General features: G+C 44.8%; 6 protein-coding genes. All 6 read left to right on the top strand.

What is annotated here, in order from left to right:
• Positions 1-970: 970 nt before the first annotated feature.
• A complete protein-coding gene (locus tag AB4329_RS21075; protein WP_017060132.1) occupies positions 971-2698 on the top strand; it encodes an ABC transporter ATP-binding protein in 1728 nt (575 codons plus the stop codon).
• 94 nt (positions 2699-2792) lie between these two features.
• Positions 2793-4346 carry an ABC transporter substrate-binding protein gene (locus AB4329_RS21070; RefSeq protein ID WP_017631993.1) on the top strand — a complete coding sequence of 518 codons (1554 nt, stop codon included), beginning with the start codon at positions 2793-2795 and terminating at the stop codon, positions 4344-4346.
• 178 nt (positions 4347-4524) lie between these two features.
• Complete coding sequence (locus tag AB4329_RS21065; RefSeq protein ID WP_048612413.1) at positions 4525-5502, top strand: ABC transporter permease; 978 nt, start codon at positions 4525-4527, stop codon at positions 5500-5502.
• A 2-nt stretch (positions 5503-5504) separates the two neighbouring features.
• Complete coding sequence (locus tag AB4329_RS21060) at positions 5505-6443, top strand: ABC transporter permease (RefSeq protein WP_017060135.1); 939 nt, start codon at positions 5505-5507, stop codon at positions 6441-6443.
• Between the two features lie 187 nt (positions 6444-6630).
• Entirely contained in the window at positions 6631-7593 is a 963-nt protein-coding gene (locus AB4329_RS21055; RefSeq protein ID WP_102398028.1) for an SPOR domain-containing protein, read from the top strand.
• 198 nt (positions 7594-7791) lie between these two features.
• A partial coding sequence (locus AB4329_RS21050) for an RnfABCDGE type electron transport complex subunit D (RefSeq protein WP_372139220.1) occupies positions 7792-8278 on the top strand: 487 nt, incomplete at its 3' end.

Below are 8278 nucleotides of genomic sequence, written 5' to 3'. Positions count from 1 at the left end.
ATCCCTCTTCACCGACCACCTTAAGAAGCCCTAGTCGAAAGACTAGGGCTTTTTTACATCTGAAATTTAGATAACTTGAACAGAGTGGGGGTTCACCTGATGTTCAAAGAATGCCTCTTCACCGATCACTTAAGAAGCCTCAGTCGAAAGATTGGAGCTTTTTTACATCTGTCGTTTTAGTTTTTATCGATTTTGAATGTTGAGATCTTACCTGCTTCGGCACCTTGTCTGGTGTCGCCTCTGTCTCCCCCCTTCTTATATAAGAAAGATTCCTAACGATCTGCTTGATAATGGTGCTGCTACAGAGTTGCTTTCTTTATCAAATGTACAGTTCTATATCTAATTTTATATAAATGGAGTGCTCAATAATTCGACATATTAATGGGTTTGGTCTAAAGACTTTTATGAAAAGTGAAACCTGACCCTAAATTTGCTCACTAAGGCCTGAATTTGACAGCTTTGTACGCATTTGGTCGTTCAAAAACTCCTCTGATTTATTAGGCCTTTCGTTTGTCTGTTTTGTATTTACCAAAATAATACAGATGGTTAAATGTATGGCTAATTAACGTTTATCTGGTTGTTTTATTTGTTCAAATTAACAAAATTAGCGTTTGTTTCTATAGTGTTAATTGTTTTTTGGAATAATTATTTGTTTTTAGTGACTGGTAGTGAGATCTGCTTTGAAGCACGGCTTTAACTCTACAAGTAAGTAGTGGTAAGGAGTTTGTGAGTATTTCTTGCCGATAATATAATGTTGATTTTTCTTACTATATGCTCTTTTGGTGAATAGTTATGTGGCACTTTTGCTTGCTAAGCGTTTAATGTCGACTTTTTATCCTATTTTTGTTGCTTTTCTGTGAATTATTTGCCAAATTGTCAACCGTATAAAATATCAGAACAATATTCTGGTAAGAATGGATTCAATTTTGCAGACAGGGCAGAAAGCTGCCAAAGCAGTAGAGGTCTGGTAATGTCACTTTTAGAAGTAAAAAATCTTCGTATCGAATACCCATCTCGTCATGGAGTTCACGCCGCAGTTAAATCACTTTCGTTCAACATTGAACGTGGTGAGATTGTTGGTGTTGTAGGCGAGTCTGGTGCAGGTAAATCAACAGTAGGTAATGCTGTGATCGATTTGCTGAGCCCTCCTGGCCGCATTGCTAGCGGCGAGGTATTTCTGGATGGCGAAAAAGTCTCTGGTTTATCTCCTGAACAGATGCGTTCTGTTCGCGGCTCAAAGATTGGTTTTATCTTCCAAGACCCAATGACTTCTCTTAACCCTCTATTCACAGTAGAACAGCAGTTAAAAGAGACGATTCATGCCAACATGAAGGTTTCGGATCAAGAAGCCTACCAGCGCTCATTAGACTTGATGAACCAAGTGGGTATCCCACAACCAGAAAACCGTTTAAAGCAGTACCCTCACCAATTCTCTGGCGGTATGCGTCAGCGTGTGGTTATCGCGATCGCATTGGCAGGTGAACCTGACCTAATCATCGCAGATGAACCAACAACAGCACTGGATGTTTCTATCCAAGACCAGATCTTGGGTTTGATTCGCGACCTATGTATTAAGAAGAACGTAGGTTGCATGTTGGTCACGCACGACATGGGCGTGGTATCTAACGTTACCGACCGCGTAGCCGTTATGTATCGTGGTGACTTAGTTGAGTTTGGCCCAACAGCGAAAGTTCTGGGTACTCCTGAGCACCCATATACACACAGTCTTATCTCTGCGGTTCCTCGTTCGGATCGCAAACTCGATCGTTTCCCTCTTGTTAGCTACATCGAAGAAGCACAAGAGATGGAACCATTGGATGTGAAGAACCACTGGTTAGGTCAAAGCCAAGATCACCGTGATTACACTGGCCCTCTGTTGAACGTTGAGAACGTAAACTTACGCTTTACTACCAAAGATTCTTTCTTTGAGAGCCGTCGTGAGTACGTTCAAGCATCAAACAACGTGAGCTTTGAAGTGCATGAAGGTGAGACGTTTGGTTTAGTAGGTGAATCAGGTTCAGGTAAATCAACGATTGCTCGTGTGATTGCTGGCTTGTACGCACCAAACTCAGGCAAGGTAACGTTTGAAGGCGTTGATCTTACTGGTCTGAAATCTGAAAAAGAACGTCGCCCTATGCGTCGTCAAATGCAGATGGTTTTCCAAAACCCTTACACATCAATGAACCCTCGAATGAAGATATTCGACATCATTGCTGAACCTATCCGATTCCATAAGCTTACTCGCAACGAAAATGAAACTCGTCAGATCGTGAACGACCTGCTAGAGCACGTGGGTTTAGGCAAAATGGCTGGGGTGAAGTACCCACACGAATTCTCAGGTGGTCAACGTCAGCGTATTTCTATCGCTCGCGCTTTGGCGACTCGCCCACGTCTTTTGATTTGTGATGAACCAACATCGGCACTGGACGTGTCGGTACAGGCTCAGATTCTTAACCTACTAAAAGACTTACAAGACGAGCTAAACCTAACCATGCTGTTCATCAGTCACGATCTACCGGTTATTCGCCAAATGTGTGACCGTGTTGGTGTGATGCAGATGGGGACATTATTGGAGGTTGCGCCAACGGAGCAGCTGTTCCAATCGCCTCAGCATGAATACAGCAAACAACTGATTTCTTTAATGCCTGAATTTACAGGCTTAAGAGAAGAAAAAGCAGTGGCACAAGCCGCGGTATAAAAATCAGCAGGCTGGAGTTTAGCTTGCTAACAACAATAAACAGACGCAAATACAACAACTAGGGATCTGGATTCCCGCATGAAGGAGTTATGCAATGAAAACCATGAAAAGCAAATTAGCAGTAGCTTTAATGGCAGCTGGCCTAAGCTTTAGTGCAGCAGCAGCAGATATTACCGTTGGCTACGCAGCTGACCCAGTATCACTTGACCCGCACGAGCAGCTGTCTGGTGGCACACTGCAAATGTCTCACATGGTGTTTGACCCTCTAGTACGTTTCACTCAAGAGATGGATTTTGAAGGCCGCCTAGCATCTAGCTGGGAGCGTGTTGATGAAACGACTTTCCGCTTCAACCTACGTAAAGGTGTGAAATTCCACTCTGGTAACGAACTGACTGCTGATGATGTTGTGTGGACTTTTGAACGTCTACAAGCTTCTCCAGACTTTAAGTCTATCTTCACGCCATACGAAAAAATGGTAAAAGTGGATGACTACACAGTTGAGCTAGTATCAAAAGCGGCTTACCCACTAGTACTACAAACAGCAACTTACATCTTCCCAATGGACAGCAAGTTCTACTCTGGCCAAACAGCGGAAGGTAAAGACAAGTCTGAGCTAGTTAAGCACGGTAACTCGTTTGCTTCGACTAACGTTTCAGGTACTGGTCCATTCATCGTAACGCAGCGTGAGCAAGGCGTTAAAGTAACGTTCGAGCGTTTCAACGATTACTGGGACACAGAAACTGAAGGCAACGTAGACAAGCTAACACTTGTGCCAATCAAAGAAGACGCGACACGTGTTGCAGCACTTCTTTCTGGCGACGTTGATATGATTCACCCAGTAGCACCAAACGATCACAAGCGTGTTAAAAACGCTAAGAACATCGATCTAGTGACGCTACCTGGTACTCGTATCATCACGTTCCAAATGAACCAAAACAGCAACGAAGCACTTAAAGATGTTCGCGTTCGTCAGGCGATTGTTCACGCAATCAACAACGAAGGTATCGTTAAGAAGATCATGAAAGGCTTCGCAACAGCAGCTGGTCAGCAAAGCCCAACAGGCTACGCGGGTCACAACGAAGACCTAGTTCCTCGTTACGATCTGAAAAAAGCGAAAGAGCTGATGAAAGAAGCGGGCTACGAAGATGGCTTTACGCTAACTATGATGGCACCAAACAACCGTTACGTGAACGATGCGAAAGTAGCGCAAGCGTCTGCGGCAATGCTATCTAAGATTGGTATCAAAGTTGATCTTAAGACTATGCCTAAAGCACAGTACTGGCCTGAGTTTGACCTATGTTCAGCAGATATGATGATGATCGGCTGGCACTCAGATACAGAAGATTCAGCTAACTTCAACGAGTTCCTAACTATGACTCGTAACGAAGAAACTGGCCGTGGTCAATACAACTGTTCTGGTTACTCAAACCCAGAAATGGATGCGATCGTAGAAGCTTCTAACACTGAAACTGACCCAGTTAAGCGTTCTGAAATGCTGAAAGGCGTTGAAGCAACACTTTACAACGACGCAGCATTCGTACCGCTACACTGGCAAAGTGAAGCGTGGGGCGCGAAGTCTAATGTAGGTGCAGCAGACGTAGTAAACCCAATGGTTATGCCTTACTTCGGCGACCTAGTTGTAAAATAATCTAGCTTGCTAGAATCGAGAGCCTGAAGCTTTTCAGGCTCTCAAATTATTAAGAAATAGATTTAAGTTTCGGTATTTGGTCTTCCTTCAGTCTGGCTAAATACCTTTTTTAAGACTGAATTTTGTTATCTAGTCGCGGATTTCGACTAGATAGTCATGGATAGATAAGGGGCAAGGAATGGTTACGTTTCTGGTCAAGCGCCTGTTTCAGGCACTGATAGTGATGTTTGTGATCAGTTTGGTGGCGTTTGCCATTCAGGATAACCTGGGCGACCCGTTGCGTGAGTTAGTCGGTCAATCTGTTTCAGAATCGGAGCGTCAAGCGCTGCGTGATGAACTCGGCTTAAATGATCCCTTCATTACAAAATACACTCGCTTTGTGGGCGCAGCTCTACAAGGTGATCTTGGTACTTCATATTTCTTTAAACGCCCTGCTGTGGACGTAATCTTAGACAAATTGGTCGCGACGCTTGAACTTGTGTTTGGCGCTTCTTTGATCATCGTTTGTCTGTCGATTCCACTCGGCGTTTATTCTGCAATACACCCAAAAAGCTTCTTCACCAAACTGGTGATGGCGGGCAGTAGTATCGGTATCTCGGTACCTGTTTTCTTAACCGCAATCATGCTGATGTATGTGTTCTCTATTGAACTCGGTTGGCTGCCGTCATTCGGACGTGGTGATACCGCAAACTGGTTTGGTTGGGAGTCTGGCTTCTTAACGCTCGATGGTCTTGCGCACTTAGTGCTGCCGAGTATTGCTCTGGCATCTATCATGCTGCCGCTATTCATTCGTCTAGTACGTTCTGAAATGCTCGAGGTTCTTAGCTCTGAATATATCAAGTTTGGTAAAGCAAAAGGTCTAGCGCTGAACAAGATTTACTACCAACACGCTTTGAAAAACACAATGCTGCCAGTACTAACGGTAGGCGGTGTTCAAATCGGTACTATGGTGGCTTACACCATTCTTACTGAAACTGTATTCCAGTGGCCGGGTACCGGCTTCCTATTCCTTGAAGCGATTAACCGAGTGGATACACCACTGATTACCGCATACGTTATCTTCGTTGGCCTGATCTTCGTAGTAACTAACACCATTGTTGACCTGCTATACGGCATCATTAACCCAACAGTGAACATCACAGGGAAAGGAGCATAATCATGGAACAAACAACAACAGCTCCATCTCGTTGGGAGCGATTCAAGCAGTCAGACATTCTGTACTACTTCTTACGTGACAAAGTGGCAATGGTGAGCTTCGCTATCTTTGCAGCTTTCCTTGTTATGGCATTAGCGGCACCGATTCTAGCGCCAACAGACCCGTATGACGTGACGTCTATCGACATCATGGATTCTGAGTTGCCACCATCTTGGATGGAAGACGGCGAAGAACGCTTCCTACTGGGTACTGATGAGCAGGGTCGTGACATCTTATCTACGATGCTTTACGGCTCGCGTCTGTCATTGACGATCGGTTTCCTAGCGGTAGGTCTTCAGCTGACTCTCGGTATCATCATTGGCTTGTCTGCAGGTTACTTCGGTGGTCGTATTGATAGCTTCCTGATGCGTTTTGCCGATGTTCAGCTTTCGTTCTCAACCATGATGGTTGCGATCATTGTCTCGGCCATCTTCAAGGCGAGTTTCGGTAGTGACTTCTACGCGCAATATGCGGTTGTTATGCTGGTGGTGATCATCGGTATTGCTGAATGGCCGCAGTATGCTCGTACGATTCGTGCATCGGTATTGGCAGAGAAGAAGAAAGAGTACGTAGAAGCGGCACGTGTGATGGGCTTTAGAGCGCCTCGCATCATGTTCCGCCATATTCTGCCTAACTGTTTATCACCTATTTTGGTTATCTCTACGGTACAGGTGGCAAATGCCATCATGTCAGAAGCGGCACTTTCTTTCCTCGGTTTAGGTCTTCCGGTAGACCAACCGTCACTCGGTGCCCTGATCAGTACTGGTTTTAACTACATTTTCTCAGGAGCATGGTGGATCACAGCATTCCCAGGTGTGCTTTTGGTAACATTGGTTCTCGTTATTAACCTATTAGGCGACTGGTTACGTGACGTGTTTAACCCGAAAATTTATAAAGGGTGATAGCCCGGTTTGATTTTTAGTAAAAAAAGTCACTAAATTAAGAGCCGTAAGCAATTACGGCTCTTTTTTTGCTTAATGGATCTGGAACTTAGTATTATTGACAGTGTCAATAATAGTTAAAATGGAATTCATGTTTTATCGACATAGATTCGGTAATAATTAGCCCGCAAGGGTTTAAGTGGTGGTTATGAAATTGACAATGAATGCTGTATGTCGTGCTGTGACGAGAAATTATCGTATGGGACTTATCGCTGCATCTCTTTTGGTATCGAGCCAAGTGAATGCAGAGTCGGTTCTATGTGATGCAACTCAGGCAAGCACCAACCAATTACCACAGCTAGAGCAATCATGTCCGATCGGTAAGGGCGTGTGGGGCAGTAAAGCACCAAAACGTCATTCAGATAACGAACTGTTTTGGGTTCAATGTGGCCTGCTGAACAAGCCTCTGTCACTGAGCAGAGCAAAGCCTCTGTATGAGAAGATCTCGACCAACGTTTGGATGAAGCCGGAAGGCGGAGACTACCGTTGCTTAATCGGACCTTACTCTACCTTTTCTGATGCGAGAAAAGACCTAACTCAGGTACGTAAGGTTCCTGGTTACGGTGAAGCCTTTATTCGAATGGTTGATAAGTCGAAAACCTCATCACAGCCTATTGTGGCAAAATCAGCAGAGCCAAAAGCGGTTAAGCCCAAGGCTACTGCAAAAGTAGAAGCTAAGCCTGCCCCGAAACCTGTGGCTGCTAAGCAAGCGGCGGCGGTAACGAGTGCGGCAGCTATTCAGACGCTACCAAGCGGCAACGCGAGCTCAGACAATGATCTAGAGATCGAGATTCGCGTGAAAGCAGACGTTGCGGGTAGCCAGTATGCGATCCCTTACCTTCTAGACCATCAACAACAGTTCTACATGGAGCAAGGTAAGCCTTGGAGCCGCCTAGATTACGATAGCGCTGAATTGGTGTGTAATCAGGTCAACATGAAGCTGATGAGTGAAAAGCAATGGCAGAGCATCTTGAACTCAAAGGTTATGGAAAAACAGAACTGGCCAATGCATCTCCCTTATTGGGGCGCAGATAAGAAAGGTCTGTTTACCAACGGTAACGTCAACCAATTGAAAGGTTCTTCATTGCTTAATGTGATGTGCGTTAAGTAACGACGACCGTTACCAAACCAAATAAGCCTCAGCCATTGCTGGGGCTTTGTTGTTTATACACCCTTCTTTTTCAACATAGGTTTGACTTATAGACTCTCGTTCTTCAAGACGAATTTGATTAAAAATCGCTAAAAATTGTTCAAATAGCACGGTTGATGCGTAGAAAACCATAACTCAAGCAATAAGGTGATTGAGATTATGAGTTTAAAAAAACGATTAGAAGACGTGGCTCCACGCTTTGAAGCCGGAGGGAAGTACGAAAAGCTCTACCCAGTGTATGAGGCTTTCGCGACAATATTTTATACACCCGGCAACGTAAATCGCGGCATAACCCATGTTCGTGACAGCATTGACCTAAAGCGCATCATGATTCTGGTGTGGTTGGCGACCTTCCCGGCAATGTTCTGGGGGATGTATAACGTCGGACACCAAAGCGTCCTCGCACTAACCTCCAGTTATCAATTAAATGAACTTGCCTCGGTTATCGAGAGTAGCTGGCGTCTGTCGTGGGCATTTGGTGATGCGCAGTCATTGATGGCAAGTGGCTGGGCAAGTCAGATGTTGCTTGGTGCACTCTATTTTCTACCCGTTTATGCCACGGTGTTTGTGGTCGGTGGTTTTTGGGAGGTGTTGTTTGCCGTTGTACGTAAGCACGAAGTTAATGAAGGCTTTTTTGTGGTTCATC

The organism is Vibrio sp. 10N.261.54.A5 (genome assembly GCF_041471145.1).
GTDB lineage: Bacteria > Pseudomonadota > Gammaproteobacteria > Enterobacterales > Vibrionaceae > Vibrio > Vibrio crassostreae_C.
This window is presented reverse-complemented; position numbering and strand designations above follow the sequence as displayed.

Excerpts from the sequence above, each read along its gene's own strand:
- AB4329_RS21075 (WP_017060132.1), top strand. The coding sequence starts at position 971 with ATGTCACTTTTAGAAGTAAAAAATCTTCGTATCGAATACCCATCTCGT.
- AB4329_RS21065 (WP_048612413.1), top strand. The coding sequence starts at position 4,525 with ATGGTTACGTTTCTGGTCAAGCGCCTGTTTCAGGCACTGATAGTGATG.
- AB4329_RS21070 (WP_017631993.1), top strand. The coding sequence starts at position 2,793 with ATGAAAACCATGAAAAGCAAATTAGCAGTAGCTTTAATGGCAGCTGGC.
- AB4329_RS21060 (WP_017060135.1), top strand. The coding sequence starts at position 5,505 with ATGGAACAAACAACAACAGCTCCATCTCGTTGGGAGCGATTCAAGCAG.
- AB4329_RS21055 (WP_102398028.1), top strand. The coding sequence starts at position 6,631 with ATGAAATTGACAATGAATGCTGTATGTCGTGCTGTGACGAGAAATTAT.